At 67.5% G+C, this 1,599-nt stretch carries 1 protein-coding gene; it reads left to right on the forward strand.

The features are described from left to right. The first annotated feature begins 237 nt into the window (after window positions 1-237). On the forward strand, window positions 238-1,518 hold the full coding sequence (locus ACIBX3_RS61200) for an IS110 family transposase (protein WP_397130029.1): 1,281 nt from the start codon (window positions 238-240) through the stop codon (window positions 1,516-1,518). Window positions 1,519-1,599: the final 81 nt, after the last annotated feature.

Below are 1,599 nucleotides of genomic sequence, written 5' to 3' on the forward strand. Positions count from 1 at the left end.
CGACTGAGTCGGGGAAACCCGTGTGGGGCGCCGGTTCCGGCGTGAAAATGGGGATCGGTGACCGTCTGTGACGTCGTGTGTGCTTGGCGCCGGTTGAGCCCGTGACTGAGTCTGGACGCTGGGAGCCGGTTTCGTTGAGGGCTGTTCCTTGTCGCTTCGAGCACGCGGGCCAGATTTCGCTCGTCGCCCTCGGTTCCCCGGACGGTCGCCGCCCGCTGGACAGTGAGGAGGTGGCGGGTGGACGAGGTCGAGGACGAGCCGCTGTATGTGGAGCGGGTGTGCGCGATCGATGTGGCCAAGGGGCGGCTGGATGCGTGTGTCCGGGTGCCCAGCGACCGCAATCCGCGGCGGCGGGCGCAGGAGGTCCGCACCTTCGGGACGACCAAGAAGGAGATCATGGCGCTGGCGGACTGGCTGCGCTGTTGGGGTGTCGTTCAGGTGGTGATGGAAAGTACCGGCGATTACTGGAAGGCGCCGTTCTTCCGGTTGGAGGCCGAAGGGCTGGAGTGCACGCTGGCCGATGCCCGGCAGGTCAAGCATCTGCCGGGCCGTCCGAAGACCGATCTGGCCGACTGCGTCTGGCTGGCCCGTAACTTCGAGCGGGGCATGGTCGCGGCGTGTTTCGTGCCCCCGCCGGAGATCCGCCGGCTGCGCACGCTCACGCGTTACCGGCGGCATCTGACCGAGGAGCGCTCACGGGAGAAGCAGCGCTGCGAGAAGCTGCTGGAGGACGCCCAGATCAAGCTGTCGGTGGTGGTGTCGGACCTGCACGGGGTCTCGGCCCGGGACATGATGGAGGCGCTGATCGCCGGTCAGCGCGACCCGGGCACGCTGGCCCAGCTGGCTCGCGGCGCCATGCGCGGCAAGATCAAGATGCTGGAAGAGGCGCTGGACGGCGCTGACACCTTCACCGATCACCACGCGTTCGTGCTGCGGATGATGCTGGACAACATCGACCGCATCACCAGCCAGATCGACAAGCTCACCGCTCAGATCGAGGAGTTGATCGCCCCTTTTGAGCACCAGGTCGGCCAACTGGACGCCATTCCCGGCATCGGCCGCACCGCCGCCCAAGACCTGATCGCCGAGATCGGGATCGATATGCGGGTCTTTCCCACCCCCGCGCACCTGGTGTCGTGGTGCAAGTTCTGCCCCCAGGTCAAATCCTCGGCCGGCAAACGCAAGGGCCGCAACGCCAAGGGCAGGGGGAACCGGTACGTCGCCGGAGTCCTGGGCGAGGTCAGCGTCTCGGCGGGCAAGACCAAGACCCGGATCGGCGCCCGCTACCGCCGTCTGGCCCGCCGCCGGGGCAAACCCAAGGCCCAGGTCGCGGTCGGCAACACCGTCCTGACCATCGCCCACGCCCTGTTATCCAACCCCGAGGCCGTCTACCAAGACCTCGGAGTCGACTACTACGAGACCCGCCTGCACCACCGTAAACAGACCGCCGGCCACGTCCGCGCCCTGCAGCACCTCGGCTACCGCGTCACCCTCGAACCCCTGGAGCCGGCCACCTGACAATCCCGGACACGATCACCACGGCGCAGAGCGCCGCGGTGATGCTGCCGCGCCCAAGTTAGGGTTCTGTTTTCGGGCCAG

The organism is Nonomuraea sp. NPDC049480 (assembly GCF_044465905.1).
Classification (GTDB): Bacteria; Actinomycetota; Actinomycetes; order Streptosporangiales; family Streptosporangiaceae; genus Nonomuraea.